At 71.2% G+C, this 20,825-nt stretch carries 17 protein-coding genes; 8 read left to right on the top strand and 9 right to left on the bottom strand.

What is annotated here, in order from left to right; all coding sequences use genetic code 11:
• Positions 1-35: 35 nt before the first annotated feature.
• Positions 36-545, bottom strand: a complete 510-nt coding sequence (locus J2N69_RS25670; RefSeq protein ID WP_230902825.1) for a MarR family winged helix-turn-helix transcriptional regulator — start codon at positions 543-545, stop codon at positions 36-38.
• A 206-nt stretch (positions 546-751) separates the two neighbouring features.
• Between J2N69_RS25670 and J2N69_RS25665 the strand changes: the two genes are divergently transcribed.
• The gene (locus J2N69_RS25665; RefSeq protein ID WP_230902824.1) at positions 752-1,789 is read left to right on the top strand and encodes a glycoside hydrolase family 6 protein; all 1,038 of its coding nucleotides are present in this window, start codon (positions 752-754) and stop codon (positions 1,787-1,789) included.
• A gap of 263 nt (positions 1,790-2,052) precedes the next feature.
• Here J2N69_RS25665 and glxA read toward each other — a convergent pair whose 3' ends face one another.
• The 4 genes from glxA to J2N69_RS25645 form a co-directional block, all read right to left on the bottom strand.
• The gene (glxA, locus tag J2N69_RS25660; protein ID WP_230904869.1) at positions 2,053-4,023 is read right to left on the bottom strand and encodes a radical copper oxidase GlxA; all 1,971 of its coding nucleotides are present in this window, start codon (positions 4,021-4,023) and stop codon (positions 2,053-2,055) included.
• A gap of 12 nt (positions 4,024-4,035) precedes the next feature.
• Positions 4,036-5,898 carry a glycosyltransferase family 2 protein gene (locus J2N69_RS25655; RefSeq protein WP_408056795.1) on the bottom strand — a complete coding sequence of 621 codons (1,863 nt, stop codon included), beginning with the start codon at positions 5,896-5,898 and terminating at the stop codon, positions 4,036-4,038.
• 1,163 nt (positions 5,899-7,061) lie between these two features.
• Entirely contained in the window at positions 7,062-7,355 is a 294-nt protein-coding gene (locus tag J2N69_RS25650; protein WP_230902822.1) for an MTH1187 family thiamine-binding protein, read from the bottom strand.
• Entirely contained in the window at positions 7,352-7,696 is a 345-nt protein-coding gene (locus tag J2N69_RS25645; RefSeq protein ID WP_230902821.1) for a DUF3817 domain-containing protein, read from the bottom strand. Before J2N69_RS25645 ends, J2N69_RS25650 begins: the two co-directional genes overlap by 4 nt.
• 172 nt (positions 7,697-7,868) lie before the next feature.
• Between J2N69_RS25645 and J2N69_RS25640 the strand changes: the two genes are divergently transcribed.
• The 4 genes from J2N69_RS25640 to J2N69_RS25625 all read left to right on the top strand — a co-directional run bounded on the left by J2N69_RS25640 (position 7,869) and on the right by J2N69_RS25625 (position 10,559).
• Positions 7,869-8,507, top strand: coding sequence for an AIM24 family protein (locus tag J2N69_RS25640; protein WP_230902820.1), 639 nt, complete (start codon positions 7,869-7,871; stop codon positions 8,505-8,507).
• A 1-nt stretch (position 8,508) separates the two neighbouring features.
• Positions 8,509-9,159 (top strand): AIM24 family protein, encoded by a 651-nt coding sequence (locus J2N69_RS25635; RefSeq protein ID WP_230902819.1) that lies wholly within the window; start codon positions 8,509-8,511, stop codon positions 9,157-9,159.
• A gap of 47 nt (positions 9,160-9,206) precedes the next feature.
• On the top strand, positions 9,207-9,962 hold the full coding sequence (locus J2N69_RS25630; RefSeq protein ID WP_230904868.1) for an AIM24 family protein: 756 nt from the start codon (positions 9,207-9,209) through the stop codon (positions 9,960-9,962).
• A gap of 120 nt (positions 9,963-10,082) precedes the next feature.
• On the top strand, positions 10,083-10,559 hold the full coding sequence (locus J2N69_RS25625; protein ID WP_127909430.1) for a MarR family winged helix-turn-helix transcriptional regulator: 477 nt from the start codon (positions 10,083-10,085) through the stop codon (positions 10,557-10,559).
• Positions 10,560-10,589: 30 nt separating this feature from the next.
• Here the strand turns inward: J2N69_RS25625 and J2N69_RS25620 are convergent, their stop codons facing one another.
• Together J2N69_RS25620 and J2N69_RS25615 are read right to left on the bottom strand one after the other, a co-directional pair.
• Positions 10,590-12,020 (bottom strand): sensor histidine kinase, encoded by a 1,431-nt coding sequence (locus J2N69_RS25620; protein WP_230902818.1) that lies wholly within the window; start codon positions 12,018-12,020, stop codon positions 10,590-10,592.
• On the bottom strand, positions 12,017-12,736 hold the full coding sequence (locus tag J2N69_RS25615; RefSeq protein ID WP_230902817.1) for a response regulator transcription factor: 720 nt from the start codon (positions 12,734-12,736) through the stop codon (positions 12,017-12,019). The genes J2N69_RS25620 and J2N69_RS25615 overlap by 4 nt, the downstream gene beginning before the upstream one ends.
• 153 nt (positions 12,737-12,889) lie before the next feature.
• Here J2N69_RS25615 and J2N69_RS25610 point away from each other — a divergent pair, with 153 nt between their 5' ends.
• Positions 12,890-13,606 (top strand): PepSY domain-containing protein, encoded by a 717-nt coding sequence (locus J2N69_RS25610; RefSeq protein WP_230902816.1) that lies wholly within the window; start codon positions 12,890-12,892, stop codon positions 13,604-13,606.
• A 75-nt stretch (positions 13,607-13,681) separates the two neighbouring features.
• Here the strand turns inward: J2N69_RS25610 and meaB are convergent, their stop codons facing one another.
• Entirely contained in the window at positions 13,682-14,638 is a 957-nt protein-coding gene (meaB, locus tag J2N69_RS25605) for a methylmalonyl Co-A mutase-associated GTPase MeaB (protein WP_230902815.1), read from the bottom strand.
• Positions 14,639-14,685: 47 nt separating this feature from the next.
• Positions 14,686-15,888, bottom strand: a complete 1,203-nt coding sequence (locus J2N69_RS25600) for an acetyl-CoA C-acetyltransferase (protein WP_230902814.1) — start codon at positions 15,886-15,888, stop codon at positions 14,686-14,688.
• 136 nt (positions 15,889-16,024) lie between these two features.
• Between J2N69_RS25600 and mce the strand changes: the two genes are divergently transcribed.
• Together mce and scy are read left to right on the top strand one after the other, a co-directional pair.
• The gene (gene mce / locus J2N69_RS25595; protein WP_127909434.1) at positions 16,025-16,465 is read left to right on the top strand and encodes a methylmalonyl-CoA epimerase; all 441 of its coding nucleotides are present in this window, start codon (positions 16,025-16,027) and stop codon (positions 16,463-16,465) included.
• Between the two features lie 270 nt (positions 16,466-16,735).
• Positions 16,736-20,740 carry a polarized growth protein Scy gene (gene scy / locus J2N69_RS25590; protein WP_230902813.1) on the top strand — a complete coding sequence of 1,335 codons (4,005 nt, stop codon included), beginning with the start codon at positions 16,736-16,738 and terminating at the stop codon, positions 20,738-20,740.
• The last annotated feature ends 85 nt before the right edge of the window (positions 20,741-20,825 follow it).

The following is a 20,825-nucleotide window of genomic DNA, read 5'->3' as shown; positions in this document are numbered from 1 at the left end:
CGGCTCCCCCTCCCCGCCGGGGGCCCGCGGCAGCGCTACTTCTCCTCGAAGTCCCGCGCGGCGATCCGCAGCGGCCGCAGCATCGCGAAGATCTCCCCGCACTCCTCGGCGTCGTACACCCCGAGCCCGAAGTCCATCGCCATCAGCTCGCGCGTGGCCGCCTCGACGACCTCGCGGCCCTTCTCGGTGATGGAGGCGAGGGTGCCGCGGCCGTCGTTGGGGTTCGGGCGCTTGTCGACGAGGCCGGACTTCACGAGGCGGTCGACGGTGTTGGTCACGGAGGTGGGGTGCACCATGAGCCGCTCGCCGATCTTCGACATCGGCAGTTCGCCGGCCTGGGAGAAGGTGAGCAGCACCAGGGCCTCGTAGCGCGCGAAGGTGAGTCCGTACGGCTTGACGACCGCGTCGACCTCGGCGAGCAGGATCTGGTGCGCGCGCATGATCGAGGTGATCGCGCCCATCGCCGGGACCGAGCCCCAGCGCTGCTTCCAGAGCTCGTCGGCGCGGGCGATCGGATCGAAGGGAAGGCTGAGCGGCTTCGGCACGCCAAAGACCTTACCCGCCGGTCATATGGCGGTCAGCCCCGTCTCGCGATCCGGGCGTACGTACGTTCCTCGCTCCGCGGGCTCACCCCTGCGCCCGGCGTCGCGCCGCTCACCGGGGCGGACCCGGTGTCGCACAAGGGGATGGTTGGCCCGATATGCGAGGATTGCCCGGCTGACTGACCGTCACCGTCGCCCAAGGGGTCTGGATGTACCGGCTGCTCCGCACGTTCACGGCACTCACGGCTCTCACCGCCGTCGGGCTCACGGCCGGCTGCTCCTCGGGATCAGGGTCCGCGGCCGACCCCGCCAGGTCGAAGGCCGCCGATGTCGCCGCCGAGGCCTCGACCGCCGCCGCGAAGGCCCCGAACACGTTCTGGGTCGACCCCGACAGTCCCGCCGCCCGGCAGGTGGAGAAGTGGGAGCGGCAGGGCCGTGCCCAGGACGCCGAGGCCCTGAAGCGGATCTCCGAGCAGCCACTCGCCGTGTGGCCCGCGGGCGACGACCCGGCGCCCGACGTCAGGGCCGCGACCGAGGGCGCGGGCAAGGACGGCCGCACGGCGGTGTTCGTCGCCTACAACATCCCGCACCGCGACTGCGGCCAGCACTCCGCGGGCGGCGCGCACAGCTCCGCCTTCTACCGGCAGTGGGTGGACTCCTTCGCCGGGGCGATCGGCGACACCCCGGCCGTGGTCGTCCTCGAACCCGACGCGATCCCGCACATCGTGGACGGCTGCACGCCCGCCGAGTACCACGCCGACCGCTACCAGCTGCTCTCCGAGGCGATCGAGCGTTTCAAGCGCCAGCCGAAGGTGAAGGTGTACCTCGACGCCGGGAACCCCGGCTGGATCACCGACGCGCACAAGCTCTCCGAGCCCCTCCTCAAGGCGGGGATCGCGCGGGCCGACGGCTTCTCGCTCAACGTCTCCAACTTCCAGAGCGACGAGGTCACCAAGGAGTACGGCCGCACCCTCTCGGCGACGGTCGGCGACAAGCACTTCGTCATGGACACCAGCCGCAACGGCAGGGGCCCGCTGGCCGGCGACCGCGAGGACGCCTGGTGCAACCCGCCCGGCCGCGGCCTCGGCACACCGCCCACCGACCGCACGGACGACCCCCTGCTCGACGCCGTTTTGTGGATCAAACGCCCGGGCGACTCGGACGGCCCGTGCCGAGGCGGCCCGGCGGCGGGCCAGTGGTGGCCGGACTACGCACTGGGCCTCGCCCGCAACGCCAAGGAGGCGTAGCCGCGGGGCGCGGGGGTGACCGTGGCCGTGGCCGTGGGGTGCGGACTCCGGTCATACCCGCGAGGCTCAGCCCGGTCGGAGCCGCAGGGCGCGGCCCGTCGCGGCGTGAGGCGCAGCTCGGCCGTACCCGCGAGGCACGGCCCGTCGCTGCCAAGGGGCGCAGGCCGGTCGTATCCGTGGGGCATGGTCCGTCGTGGCCGTGAGGCGCGGCCCGGTCGCACCCGCGGGGCACGGCCCGGTCGCAGCCGCCCGGCACGGACTGGTCAGCGCTTCTCCTGGCCCACGTGAATCCACTTCGCCTCCGAGGACGTGCCGTCCTTGTCGGTGACGAACAGCATGTACCAGCCCGGCGGGACCAGGGCCGCGTCGTTCACCGGGACGTCCACCGTCACCGCTCCCTTGCCCTTGGTGAGGCCCAGCGCGATCGAGCGCTGTTCGACGTCGGTCGTGTGCGTCACCGCGCTCGGCCGCATCAGGCGGGCGGAGGCGATCTTCTCGGGGTGGGCGGTGGGGAACGTCGCGCGGCCGTTCGCCGGCAGCTGCTGCGGGCCCGCGCCGAGCACCGGGCGCTGGTTGCCGCCCTTGTGCAGCGACGGCGGCGTGAAGATCTCCATGCGCTGCTCGAAGTGGCCGAGCTTGGTGTTCTGCTGGTTGTCGAAGAGGGGGTCCGAGCCGAACGTGACGACGCGGCCGTCGGGCAGGAGCAGCGCCTCGGAGTGGTAGTTGCGGCCCACCTTGGGGGCCGCCGCCTCACGGAAGACGTTCTGCTTGGGGTCGTAGAACTGTGCCTTGAGGATGTTGCTGGCGCTGCGGCCCCGGTAGTCGGAGGACCCGTTGGAGGTGAACACCGAGTCGTCCGGCATGATCACGCTGTTCAAGTAGCGCGTCCCCTGCGGCAGTTCGGGGCCGGTCCTGAAGGACGGGTTCTCCTCCTTGAGGTCGATCACGGCCGTGCGGCGCGTCGCCTTCTCGGACTCGCCCACTCCCCCGCCGCCGAGGATCATCACCTTCTGGTCCTGCGCGGGCGGCAGCAGCACGGACGCCGACGTCTCGGTCTGGTCCATGTCGGTCAGCCCGGGGACCTTCTCGAACGTGTTCGTCGCCAGATCCCACAGACCCGGCTCCCGGCCCTTGTCGGCGGGCCCGTACCCCGCGTTGGACGCCGGGTAGAAGAGCTTGCCGCCCTTGGTGAGGAAGAGCGCGGGGTAGGTCGGGAAGTACCGCTTGGGGCCGTCCGTCCACTTCTTCGTCTTCGGGTCGTAGATCTCGTTGTCGCCCGGATCGATCACGCCCACGTCGTCGAGGCCGGAGACCGCGAGCACCTTGCCGTCCTCCAGGCCGACCAGCGTCGGGTACCAGCGGGCCTTCTTCATCGGCTCGACCGGCACGTACCGCTCCGCCCGGGGATCGAACTCGTACGCCGCCTTGATCCCCTGGAAGTCCTGCTTCTCCATGTCGATCTTCTCGGCGATGCCGTACGTGTTGTCGGCCTCGTCGCCGGTCAGCCCCTCGATCTCGTACTGCGCCGTCGTCTCGTTGACCGACTGCTCGCCCGGCTCCAGCGCCTCGACGAAGACCCGCGCCTCGCTCGCCTTGATGTCGGTCTTCCAGGGCTCCATCTCACCGGACTTGTCGTACGAGATCTTGAAGTCCCGCTTGGCCTTCGGTACCTCGACGTCGAACTTGCTGACGTACTGGATGCCGGACGGCGAGCGGAACCTGGTGCCCTTCTTCAGGAACACCGCCTTGTCCGGGTTCTCGTTCTTCACCCGCATGCCGCCGCCCGCCCGCTCCACCTCGCCGTCGAGCAGTTCGTAGCGCGCGGTGCCGCCCGCCACCAGGAGCCGCCCGTCGGGCAGTTGGGCGTGCCCGGCGCAGAAGAAGTCCACGGGGGTGTCGATCTTCTTGAAGCTGTTCTTCTTCGGGTCCCACAGGACCGTGTCGAACGACCCCGCGTCGAACTTCTTCTGCTCGTTGCCCGAACCCGCCACGATCAGCACCTTGCCGGTGTGCAGGAGCGCGGCGTGGATGGCGTTGGTGCGGAATTCCTTGGGGATGTCGACCATCTTCCAGGAGCCGTACTTCGCCTTGTAGCCGGGCCGGGAGATCTTGTACTCGTGGTACCGCTCCTCGGCGAAGGAGAGCGCCGCGGGCGCGTTCAGCCCGATGAGCAGCGCGCCCGCGCCCGCTCCGATGAGCGTCTTCCTCGTACGCCTTGAGGGCCGGTAGGCCATGGGTGCCATGTGTCAGTTCCCTCCTGTCGTCGTACCGGTGGCGAACGCCGGCTCCGGCTCGCCCTCCGCTTCCGGGACCGGATGTCCGGCCTCCCGGAGCGCCTCCCGCTCCTGCCTGGCCTGCCTGCGCTCCCTGGCCACGGTGAAGGTCCACACCGCGACCGGGGCCAGCGAGATGGCCATCGCGAGGACCGCCCAGGTGCGCATCGCCACATGCGTGTGACCGAGCACGAAGGAGACGACCAGCGAGGTGGCGAGCAGCACCGCCCAGAAGAGGTGGATGCGGAAGGTCAGCAGTCGGTCCGGGCTGGCGTCGTTGCCCTTGGGCGTGACCACGAAGCGGCACGGGCGGCGCAGGACGGCCGCGCCGAGGGACTTGGCGTAGATGGGGGCGGAGAGCGCCGACATCGCCATGCCGGCGAGGCCTCCGGAGCCCGCGGGCTCGTGCGGGGAGACGTTGTGGCGGCGGTTCCAGAGGTAAAGGCCTATCTGCAGGGCCGCCGCGTCGCTGTAGAGCATGAGCCAGACCGAGGCCGCCACCTGCGTGCCGGACGCGCCGAACCAGAGGAAGAGGACGCAGCTGAGGATGCCGAGCAGCCAGTTGACCGCCGTCATCGGGTAGTACACGAGCATCAGCGTGTACGAGAAGAGCCGTCCGGGCGGCATCGTCAGCGGCGCCTTCCAGAACTGCTTGAACAGCGTTTCGTACGTGCCGCGCGACCACCGCATCTGCTGGGTGAAGAAGTCCGTCCATGAGGCCGGGCCCTCGCCGACCGCCAGGACGTCGGGGGTGTAGACCGAGCGCCAGTGGTTGCGGGTGGCCGGGTTGCGGCGGCGGTGCAGTTCGAAGCCGGTCGCCATGTCCTCGGTGATCGAGTCGTACAGGCCGCCGACCTGGGTGAGCGCGCTGATGCGTACGACGTTGTTGGTGCCGACGAACATGGGCGCCCGGTAGCGGTTGCCCGCCCGCTGGATGAGCGCGTGGAAGAGGAATTGCTGGGACTCGGCGGCCTTGGTGACCGGGGCCTCGTAGTTCCCGTAGACCTGCGGGCCGACGACGAACGCGACGTCGGGGTCGCGGAAGTACCCCATCATCCGCTCCAGGAAGTTGGGGAGCGGGACGTGGTCGGTGTCGACGGACGCGAAGAAGTCGTACTCCGCCTGGTGCATCGCCAGCCAGGCGTTGTAGTTGCCGTGCTTGGTGCGGGCCTTGTGCGGGCCCTTCTCGCGGTTCCACTCCGGTACGCCGAGGCGTGTGAAGTGCCGTACGCCCAGTTCCTCGCAGAGCGCCTTCGCCTCGGGGTCGTTCCCCTCGTCCAGGAGCCATACGTCCATGGGGCCCGTGTGGTGTATCCGCACCGCGCCTTCGAGGGTGGCCCGGACCATGGAGAGGGGTTCCTTGCCCGGCACGTACGTGGTGAGGAAGGCGACGCGGGTGCCTTCCTCCGGGGTGACCGGGACCGGGTCCCTCGCGACCATCGTGGCGTGGGCGATCGATATGACGTTGACCAGCATGAACAGCTCGATCAGGCCGATCGCCACGAGCATCGTGACGTCGAGGCCGATGAGCCAGCGTTCGCCGCCCTCGCGTTCGGTCCAGTGGGTGGGCCAGACGAGGTAGACGAGCAGGAGGCCGGTGAGCACGGGGGCCAGTGTCATGAGGAACACGGCCCGTATTCGGTGGGGCTCCGAGGAGAGAAGCTTGCGGTACTGGACTTGATAGCCGCCGCCGTTGCCGCCGCCGTCCTTGCCGCCGCGCGGCTCGGTGAGCGGGCCGGCGAGCGTGCTGTGGGTGTCGTAGTCGTAACCCTCCGGCTGCCGCACAGCGCCCTCCAGGTTCTGGTGACTGGTGATCGAACGAGCCGATACCCCCACCAAAGTGGAGTTTCCGGGGCGTGTCGAACCGGGTGCGTCCGTGTGGGCGGTTTTGGGGGGAGGGGGTTTGGTGGGGTTGCGGTGGGGCGGGGGGTGTGGGGGGTGAGGGGGGCGTAGGTGCGGGTTGTGGGGGTGTGAGGGGTGCGGGGGCGGGGGTGTGGGGGTGTGGGGCAGGTGCGGGTTGCGGTGGGCTGCGGTCGGCTCGCCTGGGGTGCGTCTCGGGGGCGGGGCCGCGGGGGTATGTCCGTGCTCGCCATCTTGGCGCGGGCGTTCCGTTGCTTCGGGACCGTGATGACCACCACTGTGCTCCGCGCGCACATACCCCCACGTCCCCTCGGGCACGTACGCGGCTGCGGGCCGTCGTCGGCCCGCGATCCCTCGGACCGCTGGGCGCCTGCGGGCCGCCGTCGGCCCACGCCGCCTGGGCTGGCTGGCGTCTGCGGGCGGTCGTCGACCCACGATCCCTCGGGCGCGCTCGCGGCTGCGGGCCGTCGTCGCCCCACGCTCGCTCGGACCGCTGGGCGCCTGCGGGCCGCCGTCGGCCCACGCCGCCTGGGCTGACTGGCGTCTGCGGGCGGTCGTCGACCCACGATCCCTCGGGCGCGCTCGCAGCTGCGGGCCGTCGTCGGCCCACGTAGCCTGGGGCTGACTGGCGTCTGCGGGCGGTAGCCCACGTTCCCGCTCGACGCCGGGTGACAGGCCTCCCCACCCCTACCCCGACCGGCTCGATGCCGGGTAACGGGCCCCTTCCCCGGCCTGCCTCGACGCCGGGCGACAGGCTCCCCGCCCCTACCTCGTCCCGCTCGACGCCGGGTAACTCCCCCCACCCTTACCCCGATCCGCTCGACCCGGGGTAACAGGCCCCCCACCCCTACCTCGCCCTCCCTCGACGCCGGCTAACGGGCTCCCGCCACTGCCCAGAACTCTCGATGCCGGGTAACGGGCCCCCGGCCCACCCCGACATCTCGACGCCGAGTAACGGGCGGGTGGGTGGGAGACATCCGGCGCGGAGCGGCGGGCTGGGGGATACCGCCGGGCCACAGATACAGGCACGGCCCCGGTGGGAGACATCCGGCGCGGAGCGGCGGGCTGGGGGATACCGCCGGGTCACAGGTACAGGCAAGGCCCCCGCCGGCAAGCGGGGGCCCCTTCCTACGTGCGGGTCACGCGGACAGGTGGCGTTCCACCGTCTCGACCTTGGACGTCAGTCCATCCGTCACGCCGGGACGGATGTCGGCCTTCATGACGACCGAGACACGCGGCGCCCGCGCCTCCACCGCGGCGACGGCACGCTTGACGACGTCCATCACCTCGTCCCACTCGCCCTCGACGGAGGTGAACATCGCATCGGTCCTGTTCGGCAGCCCCGACTCACGTACGACACGGACGGCCTCGGCCACGTACTCGCCGACGTCCTCACCGACGCCGAGCGGGGTCACGGAGAAAGCGACGATCATGCGTTGACGATCCCTTCCTTGCGGGCGCGCGACGCGATCACCGCGGCCTCGGCCTCCCGCTTCAGCTTGCGCTCGGCGAACAGACCGCCGAAGGGCGGGATCGCGAGCAGGAAGTACACCGCCGCCTTCTGCCACGGCCACTTGGTCCGGTTCCAGGCGTCGAGCAGGAAGACGACGTAGAGGATGAACAGGATCGCGTGAATCCACCCCATCACCGGGACAGCGTTGAACTCAGTGGTGCGCTTGAGCACCGAGCAGACCAACAGGATCGGGAACGAGATGGCCTCCGGGATCGAGACCAGTCGGAGTCGGTGCAAGGCAGCGGCAGTCTTGATGTCCACGGGTCACCTTCGGTGAGTGGGGCGGGGCGGGAAAGGGGCGTCGCACGCTCGGCGGGCCGATCTTGTGAACGCGCGCACAAGCGACCCCCATTGTGACATCGGGGTGTTCTCCGGGTTCGCTCAGGGGCCTTCACCCTGTTCTGGGTGGGTACGCGACGGCTACCGTCGATTCGTGGCTACGTTCCGGCTCCAAGGGAGCAGAGTGCTCGCCGTCGACATGACCGGCGACGCCGTGAAGGCGAAGAACGGCTCGATGGTCGCCTACGACGGCCAGATGGCCTTCAAGAAGATGTCCGGCGGCGGTGAGGGCATACGCGGCATGGTGACCCGCCGCGTCACCGGCGAGCAGATGACGGTGATGGAGGTGAAGGGACACGGCACCTGCTGGTTCGCCGACCGCGCCACCGAGATCAATCTGGTGCATCTGCGCGGCGAGAAGCTGTACGTCGAGGCGGGCAACCTGCTGTGCACGGACGCCGCCCTGCGCACCGGCACCAGCTTCACGGGCCTGCGGGGCGCGACGCAGGGCAACGGCCTGTTCACGACCACCGTCGAGGGCACGGGCCAGGCGGCGATCGTCTCCGGCGGACCCGCGGTCGTGCTGCGCGTCTCACCGCAGTATCCGCTGACGGTCGACCCGGGGGCGTACATCGCCCATCAGGGGGATGTACGCCAGAGCTTCCAGTCCGGCGTCACCTTCCGCACCTTCATGGGCGAGGGCGGCGGCGAGGCCTTCCAGATCCGCTTCGAGGGCGACGGCCTCGTCTACGTACAGCCCAGTGAGCGCACGACGATCGCGGGGGACGTCTGACATGCCCTTCCGAGAGATCAACGCGAAGATGGTCGAGGCGACGGTCCAGCCGGGCGTCAAGATCTTCAGCCAGCGCGGCGCCATGCTCGCCTACAAGGGAGACGTCTCGTTCACGCCCAACCTCCAGGGCGGACAGGGCGGCCTCGCGTCCATGATCGGCCGCCGGGTGGCGGGCGAGGCGGCGCCGCTGATGACCGTCGAGGGCAGCGGCACGGTCCTGTTCGGGCACGGCGGGCACCACATCCAGGTGATCGGCCTCTCCGGAGACACGCTGTACGTGGAGGCGGACCGCCTGCTGGCCTTCGACGGCACGCTCCAGCAGGGCACGATGTTCATGGGCGCGCAGGGCGGCGTCATGGGCATGGTGCGCGGCCAGGTCACCGGCCAGGGCCTGTTCACCACGACCCTCAAGGGCCACGGCGCGGTCGCCGTCATGGCACACGGCGGCGTCATCGAGGTCCCGATCACCCCGCAGCGCCCGGTCCACGTCGACCCCCAGGCGTATGTGGCGCACCACGGCGACGTGCGCAACAAGCTGTCCACGGCCCTCGGCTGGCGCGACATGGTGGGCCGCGGCTCCGGCGAGGCGTTCCAGCTGGAGCTGTCGGGCAGCGGCGCGGTCTATGTCCAGGCCTCGGAGGAGAAGCTGTGAACCCCAACGTCTCGATCCCAGCGGGCGCGCCCGCGGTCTTCGACCCCATGACACTGCCGAGCGACGACAACGTCAACGCGTACACCTTCTGTGTGGAACTCGCGGGAAGCCAGTGGTTCCTCCAGAAGGGAAAGATGATCGCCTACTACGGGCGGATCGACTTCAACGGCATCGGGCACGGCCGGCTCGACCGGCTGGTCCGGACCAGTTTTCATTCGCCGTTGCACGCGAGTGAGTGGGTGGTGGCGGAGGGCCAGGGCAAGATGCTCCTGGCCGACCGGGCCTTCGACGTGAATTCGTATGACTTGAATGAGGGCAACCTCACCATTCGCTCGGGCAACCTCCTCGCTTTTCAGCCAACTCTCGCGTTGAAGCAGTCGATCGTTCCGGGGTTTCTGACGCTGATCGGGACGGGGAAGTTCGTGGCCGCTTCGAACGGTCCGGTGGTGTTCATGGAGCCGCCGATCCGCGTTGATCCACAGGCGCTCGTGGGGTGGGCGGACTGCCCTTCACCGTGCCATCACTACGACCACGGTTACCTCACAGGGGTGATCGGAGGCCTGCGGGCACTGACCGGCGTCGGTGGCACCTCCGGAGAGGAGCATCAGTTCGAGTTCGTGGGCGCCGGCACGGTGCTGCTCCAGTCGACCGAGACGCTCATGTCCGAGCAGGCGACGGGAGGGGTGCCGGACGAGGCTGGAGTGCCCGGAGGGAGGAGCGCTCCCACTCATTCGGGTCAGCAGCCGGGGGTACCGCGCCTTCCCGGACAACTGGGGGACCTCCAGCGTCGCTTCGGGCTGTGAGCGGTAGTCTGCGGAGTGTGACGGCGAACGCCTGTGCCCCTCCCCCTTGACCAGGGGGTGCGAGGCGTGTCACAGCCCACCATTCGTTCACCTTTCAACTTCTTAGGTAGAATCGATTCCATGGAGACCGAGACGGCCCCGCAGTGGCTGACCGACGAGGAACAGTGCGCTTGGCGCACCCACGTGGAGGTCAACAGGATGCTGACATATCAGCTCGAAAAGGACCTTCAGCCGTTCAACCTGACCATGAACGACTATGACATTCTCGTGCATCTCTCCGAATCGGAAGACCTGCGGATGCGCATGAGCGATCTCGCCGCGGCCACTCTGCAGTCCAAGAGCCGCCTGTCCCACCAGATCACCCGTATGGAGAACGCGGGCCTGGTACGCCGGGAGAACTGCGAGTCCGACCGGCGCGGCCTCTACACCGTCCTCACCGAGGACGGCATGGAGACCATGCAGAAGGTGGCCCCGCACCACGTCGCCTCCGTGCGGCGGCACTTCGTCGACCTCGTCTCCCCCGAGGCGCTCTGCGAACTGCACAAGGCCCTGACCCCGATCGCGGAACATCTGCGCTCCCAGCGCGGCAAGCCCTGACCGCTCCGCGGCGACCGGCCGTGCCGTCCCTCATTCCGCCGACGACTGAGGGCCGGGCAGCCGCAGCTCGAAGAGCGCACCCCCCGACGGCGCCTCCTTGACCACGAGCGTGCCGCCGTGCCGCGCCGCCACGTCCCGCGCGATCGCGAGGCCGAGACCGGCCCCGCCCTCGTCGCGGGTCCGCGCGTCATCCAGCCGGACGAACCGCTCGAAGATCCGCTCCCGCTCGTCCGGGGGCACCCCGCTCCCGTCATCGGACACCTCAAGGACCGCCCACATGCCATCGGTCCGCGTGGTGACCGTGACGCGGGAGCGGGCGTGCCGCTGCGCGTTGTTCAGCAGATTGCCGAGCACCCGCGCCAACTGACCTCGGGAGCCCACCACTTCGACGCTCCTGAGGTCGGTGTGCACGTCCACCCGGTCCCGGGTGCGCTGCGAGAGCTCCTCCCGGACGAGGGCCGCGAGATCCACGCGCGCCCCGCCGGGCTTCTCGCCGGCGTCGAGACGGGCGAGCAGGAGCAGGTCGGCAGCGAGTTCCTGGAGTCGCACGGTGTCCTCCACGGCCCCGTCGACATCCAGCAATTCCGGGTGCGCCGCGCCCACTTCGAGCTGCGTGCGCAGCGAGGCGATGGGGCTGCGCAGCTCATGCGAGGCGTCCGCCACGAAGCGCCGCTGACGCTCCACGGAGGTCTCCAGCGCGGTGAGCGTCTCGTTCGTGGTGCGGGCCAGGCGGGCGATCTCGTCGTGCGTGTCCGGCTCGGGCACGCGGCGCGCGAGATCCTCCGACGCCGTGATCGCGGACATCTCCGCGGTGATGGCGGCCACCGGGCGCAGCGCCCTGCGCGTCACCAGCCAGGTGACGCCCGCGACGACACCGAGCAGCAGGGGGAAGCCGATCAGCATCGACGTCAACGCCGTGGAGACGGCGCTCTGTTCGTCGGCCAGGGAGCCGCCGGCATGGACCGTGAGGTCGCCCCTGTCCCGCGTGCTCACCTCGACGGCGGCGAAGCGGTAGTCGCCGCTCTCGCCGTCGACGGTGGCGGAGCCGTCGGTGTACTCGGTCTCGTCGTCGATCTCGCCGGTCTCTCCCGGCTCCGGCTTCTCCCCGTCGCCGTCGCCCTGGGTCGGGCGGGTCGCGGGGCGGGGCTTGACCGCGTCGGTGCCGGTGCCGCTGATGCGCTCCAGGTCCTCGCTGGCCGCGACCAGCGTGCCGTTCTCGTCGACCACTTGGACGGGGGCTTCGTCGCCGTCCGGCAGGTCGAGATCCGCGTACGGGCGGTTGGCCGCCAGCTGCGAGGCGACCTCGCGGGCGGCCGCGTTCGCCCGGCCGTCGGCCTGGCCGGTGAGGTTGGCGCGCAGCGAGAACAGCACGGCGGCGCCCGCCGCCACCAGGGCGAGGGCGACGACCAGGCTCGCGCCGAGCGTGGCGCGGGCGCGCACGGAACTGAAGAGCCGCCTCATCGCGGAGCCTCCAGGCGGTAACCGGCGCCGCGCACCGTCTTGATGAGGCTCGCGCCCAGCTTGCGGCGCAGGGTGCTCACGTACACCTCGACGATGTTCGGGTCCCCCTCGTACGCGAAGTCCCAGACGTGCTCCAGGATGTCGCCCTTGGAGACGACCTCCCCGGACCGCAACACCAGCTGTTCCAGGACCGCGAACTCCTTGGCGGTGAGGGTGACTTCGCCCTCGCCGCGGAAGACGCGGTGCGCGGCGGTGTCGACCTTGAGGTCGCCCAGGGTGTGGACCGGTGACGGGCCGCCGTTGCCGCGGCGGCGCAGCAGCGCCTTCACCCGGGCCACGAGCACCACGTACGAGAACGGCTTGGTGAGGTAGTCGTCGGCGCCCGTGTCCAGGCCCTCCGCCTCGTCGTACTCGCCGTCCTTGGCGGTGAGCATCAGGATGGGCACGTCGTTGCCCGCCGCGCGCAGGGTCGAGCAGATGCGGTAGCCGTTCATGCCGGGCAGCATGATGTCGAGGACGATCAAGTCGTACGTGCCCTCGCTCGCGCGGTGCAGGCCGTCGATGCCGTCATGGACGACATCGACGGCGTAGCCCTCGGCGGTCAGGCCCTTGGCGAGCGACAGGGCCAGCCGCTTCTCGTCCTCCACGATCAAAAGTCGGTAGGTGTGGCGCGTAGCGCCTCCGGCAGGGTGGTGGTGGGAGACGGGAGGGCGCATGCGTTCAGGGTGGCAGAGCGAACCTGAAGAAGTCTTCAGGTGGCTTCAGCTTCTGTTCAGGGTCGTTCGGCCAGATTGGTCCTCATCGAAAGCGAACGGCAGCGGCCCACCGGCCGCCGCCACCCTCGCCCACCGTCTCGGGAGGAACACCTCATGAAGCGCAACATCGTCATCGCCACCGTCGCCGCCGCGGCCCTGATCACGGGAGGCACCGCCACCGCCCTCGCGACCACCGGCGACGACGACAGCGCCGCCACGAAGTCGAGCGTCCAGCTCAAGGACCACGACCGCAAGGACGACGACCGCAAGAGTGACGACGACGGCAAGGACGACGACCGCGACGACGCCGCCGAGAACACCGCGGAGGCCAAGGCCGCCAAGGTGACGGCCGCGGACGCGATCAAGGCGGCCCTCGCGAAGACCCCCGGCACCGCCGTCTCCGCCGAGCTGGACGAGGAGGACGGCGGCCTGGTCTGGGGCGTCGACATCCTGAAGGGCGACACCTGGCACAACGTCGAGGTGGACCCGGGCACCGGCAAGGTGCTCGGCACCTGGGTCGACAAGGACGACGACGGTGACGACGCCGCCGACGCCGCCCGGGTGAACTCCGCGCTGAAGGGCTCCGCCACCACCGCCGGTGACGCCGCGCGCACCGCCGCCGCCAAGGGCACGGTGACCTCCGTGGACCTGGACGACGACGGCAAGGCCGGCGCCTGGGGCGTGGAGACGACCGGGGCCAAGGGCGCCGAGTCCGAGTGGCACGTCGACCTGAAGACCGGCAAGGTCACCGCGGACCGCACCGACCACGCGGACGGCCAGGACGACCGTGACGACCAGGACAGCCAGGACAACGACGGCTCCGACGACTGACCCGCGGGGACGCGCTCACCCGGTCACCGCATCCACCGCCGAGGGCGGCGTCCACGGACGCCGCCCTCGGCGCGCTCACGCCGTGGTGACCCCCGCGACCAGCTCGTCCGCCGCCGCGTAGGGGTCCAGCTCCCCCGCCACGATGCGCTCGGCCAGCGCCGACAGCCGCTGGTCGCCGTGCACGGAGCCGATCCGCTCCCGCAGCGCCGTGACCGCGATCGTCTCGACCTCCCGGGCGGCACGGGCGACGCGCCGCTCGGCGAGGACCCCCCGCTCCTCCATCCACGCCCGGTGCTTCTCCAGCGCCTCGACGACCTCGTCGATGCCCTCGCCCCGCGCCGCGACCGTCTTCACGATGGGCGGCCGCCAGTCGCCGGGGCCGCGGGACTCGCCGAGGCCGAGCATGTGGTTCAGCTCCCGGGCGGTGGCGTCCGCGCCGTCGCGGTCCGCCTTGTTGACCACGTACACGTCACCGATCTCCAGGATTCCGGCCTTGGCCGCCTGGATGCCGTCGCCCATGCCGGGCGCGAGCAGGACCACCGAGGTGTCCGCCTGGGAGGCGATGTCGACCTCCGACTGGCCGACGCCGACGGTCTCCACGAGCACCACGTCGCAGCCCGCCGCGTCCAGGACGCGGATCGCCTGCGGGGCGGCCCAGGCGAGCCCGCCGAGGTGGCCGCGCGTGGCCATCGAACGGATGTAGACCCCGGGGTCGGAGGCGTGGTCGGACATGCGGACCCGGTCGCCGAGGAGCGCGCCCCCGGAGAAGGGGGACGATGGGTCGACCGCGAGCACACCGACCCGTTTGCCGACCCGCCGGTAGGCGCTCACGAGCGCGGACGTCGATGTCGACTTGCCGACACCGGGCGATCCGGTGAGCCCGACCACGTACGCGTGTCCCGCCAAGGGGGCGAGCGCCGCCATCACCTCGCGCAGCTGCGGTGACGCCCCCTCGACCAGTGAGATCAGCCGGGCCACGGCCCGCGGCCTGCCCTCGCGGGCCTGCGCCACCAGGGAGGGGACGTCCTGCATGAACAGCTCCGTTCGCTACGTACGGGACACCGCAGGCCGCGGGGTCGTCAGCCCTTGGCCACCTTGAGGATCAGGGCGTCGCCCTGGCCGCCGCCACCGCAGAGCGCGGCCGCGCCGACGCCGCCGCCGCGCCGCTTCAGCTCCAGGGCCAGGTGGAGCACGAGGCGCGCGCCGGACATCCCGATCGGGTGACCGAGGGCGATGGCGCCGCCGTTGACATTCACCTTTTCCGGCGAAACCCCGAGGTCCTTCATTGACTGCACCGCGACGGCCGCGAAGGCTTCGTTGATCTCGATGAGGTCGAGGTCGGAGATGTCCAGGCCCTCCTTCTTCAGGGCGTGCCGGATGGCGTTGGACGGCTGGGACTGAAGGGAGTTGTCCGGCCCCGCCACGTTGCCGTGGGCGCCGATCTCGGCGATCCAGTGCAGGCCCAGTTCCTCGGCCTTGGCCTTGGACATGACGACCACGGCGGCGGCGCCGTCGGAGATCTGCGAGGCGGAGCCCGCGGTGATCGTGCCGTCCTTGGCGAAGGCGGGGCGCAGCTTGCCGAGGGACTCGGCGGTGGTCTCGGGGCGGATGCCCTCGTCCTTGGCGAAGAGGACCGGGTCGCCCTTGCGCTGCGGGATCTCGACCGGGGTGATCTCCGCCTCGAACAGGCCGTTCTTCTGCGCGGCGGCGGCGCGCTGGTGGGAGAGGGCGGCGATCTCGTCCTGCTCGGGGCGGGCGATGCCGAGGCGGCCGTTGTGCTTCTCGGTCGACTCGCCCATCGCGACGCCCTCGAAGGAGTCGGTCAGACCGTCGTACGCCATGGAGTCGAGCATCTCGATGGCGCCGTACTTGTACCCCTCGCGGGACTTGGGGAGCAGGTGCGGGGCGTTGGTCATCGACTCCTGGCCGCCCGCCACGACGATGTCGAACTCGCCGGCGCGGATCAGCTGGTCGGCCAGGGCGATGGCGTCGAGGCCGGAGAGGCAGACCTTGTTCACGGTGAGTGCCGGGACGTTCATGGGGATGCCCGCCTTGACGGCGGCCTGGCGCGCCGGGATCTGCCCCGCCCCGGCCTGGAGCACCTGACCCATGATCACGTACTGGACCTGGTCGCCGCCGATGCCGGCCCGGTCGAGCGCGGCCTTGATCGCGAAGCCCCCCAGGTCCGCACCCGAGAAGGACTTCAGGGAGCCGAGGAGGCGGCCCATGGGCGTGCGCGCGCCCGCGACGATCACTGAGGTGGTACCGGACGTTCGAGACATGTGCCACGGCCCCTTGGGAGGAGAAGTTAACGAGGGTTTATCTGAATGTACTGAGCGGTACCCCGCCCGTCATCGGGCGGCGAGTGTGATCGCGCGCACGTTGCGTAATCACCGCGGGAAGCGCTGCACTTGAACCATGCTGACGCGAATCGACCACATCGGGATCGCCTGTTTCGACCTCGACAAGACCGTCGAGTTCTACCGGGAGACATACGGCTTCACGGTCTTCCACACGGAGGTGAACGAAGAGCAGGGCGTGCGGGAGGCCATGCTCAAGATCAATGATACGAGCGACGGAGGGGCTTCGTACCTCCAGCTCCTGGAGCCGACGCGGGACGACTCGGCGGTCGGCAAGTGGCTGGCCAAGAACGGCGAGGGCGTGCACCACATCGCCTTCGGCACCGCGGACGTGGACGGCGACGCCGCGGCCATCAAGGACAAGGGCGTGCGGGTCCTGTACGAAGAGCCGCGGATCGGCTCCATGGGGTCACGCATCACGTTCCTCCACCCCAAGGACTGCCACGGCGTCCTGACCGAACTCGTCACTTCGGCGCCCTCCCCGTCACCGGAGCACTGACCTCCGTATATCTGGGCCGGTAGGGTGAGGGGCGGCCGTCCGAAGTCGGGGCGGCAGGTCGCCCGCATGCTGGGCGGCCGCGTGCCGGGGTCCGGGTTTCGGGGGACGAGCGTCGGGGCAGCAACCCATGCTCCGCCGTTGATCTGACACCATTCCCCCGGGGGCACCGTTCGACGGATGGACGGGGCTCGTTGGAGAGAATTGCGACCAGGAGTGGGGCCTCCCCTGCTCGAGCGCAGCCGAGAGCTCGGGGAAGGATGGGACCGCGCAGTGCGGGGCTACGAACGCCAAGAGAACTCGCGGGCTGAGACGGACAGTCTTTCGCGGTTCGAGGCCGAGATGGACCGGCTGAAGACCGAGCGGGAGAAGGCCGTCCAGCACGCCGAGGACCTCGGCTATCAGGTCGAGGTGTTGCGCGCCAAGCTGCATGAGGCGCGCCGCAACCTCGCGAACCGTCCTGCCTACGACAGCGCGGACATCGGTTATCAGGCCGAGCAGATGCTGCGTAACGCGCAGATCCAGGCCGAGCAGTTGCGGGCCGACGCGGAGCGGGAGCTGCGTGAGGCCCGCGCGCAGACGCAGCGCATCCTCCAGGAGCACGCGGAGCAGCAGGCCCGCCTCCAGGCGGAGCTGCACGCCGAGGCCGTCGCACGCCGTCAGCAGCTGGACCAGGAGCTGGCGGAGCGCCGCCAGACCGTCGAGTCGCACGTCAACGAGAACGTGGCGTGGGCCGAGCAGTTGCGGGCCCGCACCGAGCAGCAGGCGCGCCGTCTGCTCGACGAGTCGCGTGCCGAGGCGGAGCAGGCGCTGGCCGCCGCCCGCGCGGAGGCGGAGCGGATCGCGGCGCAGGCGCGGCAGCGTCTGACGACCGACGCCGAGGCGGCGCGCGCCGAGGCCGAGGCGCTTTTGCGCCGGGCCCGTTCGGACGCCGAGCGGCTGCTGAACGCGGCCTCCACGCAGGCCCAGGAGGCCACCGACCACGCCGAGCAGCTGCGCTCGACGACGGCGACCGAGTCGGAGCAGGCGCGCCGGCGGGCCGCGGAAGCGAGCCGGGCCGCCGAGCAGCGCATGGCCGAGGCCGACGCGGCGCTGCGTGCGGCGCGGGCCGAGGCCGAGAAGGTGCTCAGCGAGGCCAAGGAGACGGCGGGCAAGCAGCTCGCGGCCGCCGAGGCCGCGGGCGAGCAGCGCACGCGTACCGCCAAGGAGCAGGTGGCGCGCCTTGTCGGCGAGGCCACCAAGGAGGCGGAGTCCGCCAAGTCCGAGGCGGAGCAGCTGATCGCCGACGCCCGGGCCGAGGCCGAGAAGCTCATCGCGGAGGCCGCCGAGAAGGCGCGCACGATCACCGCCGAGGAGACCGCGGGCCAGCTCGCGAAGGCGGCGCGGACGGCGGAGGAGGTCCTCGACAAGGCGTCGAAGAACGCCAAGGAGACCACGAAGGCCGCCACCGAGGAGGCCGAGCGCATCCGCTCGGAGGCCGAGGCCGAGGCCGACCGGCTGCGCGCCCAGGCGCACGACATCGCCGAGGAGCTGAAGGGCGCGGCGAAGGACGACACCAAGGAGTACCGCGCCAAGACCGTCGAGCTTCAGGAGGAGGCGCGCAGGCTGCGCGGCGAGGCCGAGCAGCTGCGGGCCGACGCCGTCTCCGAGGGCGAGCGCATCCGGGGCGAGGCGCGGCGCGAGGCCGTCAAGGAGATCGAGGCGGCGGCGAAGTCCGCCGAGGAGCTGCTCGCCAAGGCGAAGGCCGACGCCGAGGAGCTGCGCACGGCCGCGGCCACGGAGAGCGAGCGGCTGCGTGCCGAGGCGGTCGAGCGGGCCACGACCCTGCGCAAGCAGGCCGAGGAGACGCTGGAGCGCACCCGCGCGGAGGCCGAGCGGCACCGCGAGGAGACCGCCGAGCAGGCCGAGGCCACCAGGACGGAGGCCGAGGAAGCGGCGCGGGCGCTGCGCGAGGAGACCGAGCGGGCCATGGCGGCCCGGCGGGCGGAGGCCGCCGAGGAGCTGGCGCGGCTGCACGCGGAGGCCGAGGAGCGCCTCACCACCGCCGAGCAGGCGTTGAGCGACGCCCGCGCGGAAGCGGCGCGGATGCGCAAGGAGGCCACGGAGGAGACCGACCGGCTGCGGGCGGAGTCCGCCGAGCGCATCCGTACGCTCCAGGCGCAGGCCGAGGAGGAGGCCGAGCGGCTGCGCGACGAGGCCGCCGCCGACGCCTCGCAGGCCCGCGCGGAGGCCGAGACCCTCGCGGTGCGCCTGCGTTCGGAGGCCGCGGCCGAGGCCGAGCGGCTCAAGACCGAGGCGCAGGAGTCCGCGGACCGGGTGCGCGCGGAGGCCGCCGCCGCGGCCGAGCGGGTCGGCACGGAGGCCGCCGAGGCCCTGGCCGCCGCCCAGGAGGAGGCCGCCCGGCGCCGCCGCGAGGCCGAGGAGACCCTCGGTTCGGCGCGCGCGGAGGCCGACCAGGAGCGGGAGCGGGCCCGCGAGCAGAGCGAGGAGCTGCTCGCCTCGGCGCGCAAGCGGGTCGAGGAGGCGCAGGCCGAGGCGGCGCGTCTGGTCGAGGAGGCCGACCGCCGCGCCACGGAGCTGGTGTCGGCCGCCGAGCAGACCGCCCAGTCCGTACGGGATTCCGTCGCCGGTCTGCACGAGGCGGCGCAGGAAGAGGTCGCGGGCCTGCGCTCGGCCGCCGAGCACGCCGCGGAGCGCACGCGCACCGAGGCGCAGGAGGAGGCCGACCGCGTCCGTGCCGACGCGCACGCCGAGCGGGAGCGCGCCGCCGAGGACGCCAGCCGTACGCGGCGCGAGGCGGCGGAGGCCTCGGAGGCCGCCAAGGCCCTTGCGGAGCGCACGGTTTCGGACGCGATGGCGGAGGCCGAGCGGATGCGTTCGGACGCCTCGGAGCACGCCCAGCGGGTGCGCACGGAGGCGTCGGACACCATCGCGCAGGCCGAGCAGGACGCCGCCCGTACGCGGGCCGACGCCCGTGAGGACGCCAACCGCATCCGCAGTGACGCGGCGGGTCAGGCCGACACCCTGATCGGCGAGGCCCGCAGCGAGGCCGAGCGGTTGCAGAACGAGACCATCGCGGAGGCCGAGCGCCTGCGCGCCGAGTCGACGGAGCAGGCGGACCGTCTCAAGGCGGAGTCGACCGCCGAGGCGGAGCGGGTGCGCGCGGAGGCCACGGCCGAGGCGGAGCGGCTGCACGCCGAGACGGCCGCGGAGGCCGAGCGGGTGCGCGCCGAGTCCGTGGCCAAGGCCGAGAAGCTCATCTCGGACGCCTCCGGTGACGCGGAGCGGCTGCGCGCGGAGGCCGCCGAGGCGGTCAACTCCGCCCAGCAGCACGCCGAGCGCATCCGCGCCGAGTCCGAGCGCGTCAAGGCGGAGGCGGCCAAAGAGGCCGAGCGGCTCACGTCCCAGGCGCGCGAGGAGGCCGAACGCACCCTGGACGAGGCGCGTCAGGCCGCCAACAAGAAGCGTCAGGAGGCGGCCGAGCAGGTCGACACGCTCATCACGGAAGCCGCCGCCGAGGCCGAGAAGCTGACGGCGGACGCCCAGGAGAAGGCCCTGAAGGCGACCACGGAGGCCGAGGCGCAGGCCGACACGATGGTCGGCGCCGCCCGCAAGGAGGCCGAGCGGGTGGTCACCGAGGCGACGATCGAGGGCAACACCCTGGTGGAGAAGGCCCGTACGGACGCGGACGAGCTGCTCATCGGCGCCCGGCGCGACGCGACGGCCATAAGGGAGCGCTCCGAGGAGCAGCGTGACCGGGTGACCGCCGAGATCGAGGAACTGCACGAGCGTGCGCGCCATGAGTCCGCGGAGGCGATGAAGACCGCGGGCGAACGATGTGACGCGTTGGTGAAGGCCGCGGAGGAGCAGCTCGCCGAGGCTCAGGCGAAGGCGAAGAAGCTGGTCTCGGACGCCGATTCGGAGGCGGGCAAGGTCCGCATCGCCGCCGTGAAGAAGGCGGAGGGGCTCCTGAAGGAGGCCGAGACGAAGAAGGCGTCGCTGGTCGCCGAGGCCGAGCGCATCAAGGCGGAGGCCGAGGCCGAGGCGACGCGCATGGTCGAGGAGGGCAAGCGCGAGCTGGAGGTCCTGGTGCGGCGCCGGGCGGACATCAACGCGGAGATCTCCCGTGTCCAGGACGTGCTGGAGGCGTTGGAGTCCTTCGAGGCTCCGACGGGCGGCGGGAAGTCGGCGTCCGGCGGGGGTTCGGGTGCCGGCGGTGTCAAGGCCGGGGCGGCGGCCGGATCTACTCGATCGGGTGGCAAGACGTCAGAGGGGTAGCGAAAGAGGGCTTACCGTGCTGAGTGAGGACCTTCGGCCCTGTCCCTGGCAAGGCCTCTGACGTCTTGCCACTCAAAAGGGGTGT

Origin of the sequence: Streptomyces huasconensis, assembly GCF_021028635.1 — a bacterium.
Classification (GTDB): domain Bacteria; phylum Actinomycetota; class Actinomycetes; order Streptomycetales; family Streptomycetaceae; genus Streptomyces; species Streptomyces huasconensis.
Note: the sequence above shows the minus strand (reverse complement) of the source record. Positions and strands in the feature narration are given on the sequence as shown.